Source organism: Pseudomonas sp. 10S5, from assembly GCF_035019745.1.
Lineage (GTDB): Bacteria > Pseudomonadota > Gammaproteobacteria > Pseudomonadales > Pseudomonadaceae > Aquipseudomonas.
Window position 1 is genome coordinate 1 of sequence record NZ_JASJVL010000054.1, and the last position, 314, is coordinate 314.

Genomic DNA, 314 nt, shown 5'->3' on the forward strand with positions numbered 1-314 from the left:
ACGCTGTTGCCCTTGATCGTTTCCAAGCGCTGGCCGCGCACTTCAAGGCGGCTGTCGTTCTGAACCAGTTGCTCCATGTCGCGTTGGGCGCGCAGGTAGACCAACTCAGCGCCGTTGCGATCTTCAAAGGAGACTTCGTTAAAGCCTTGGCTGGCCTTGGAGCTGCGGCTACGGAACACGCTTTTGGTTTTGTTCGCCGGTAACTCGTAAGGCACCGGGTTTCGGCTGTTCGGCAAACAGCCCATGACAACCGGCCGGTCGGCGTCGCCTTCCAGGTAGGAAATCAACACTTCCATGCCGACCCGAGGCAAGGT

At 58.9% G+C, this 314-nt stretch carries 1 protein-coding gene; it reads right to left on the minus strand.

Annotated features, from left to right (window positions below; all coding sequences use genetic code 11):
• Positions 1-314 (minus strand): bacteriophage T4 gp5 trimerisation domain-containing protein (locus tag QN378_RS23355; protein WP_416350653.1); only part of this gene is annotated, 314 nt, incomplete at both ends.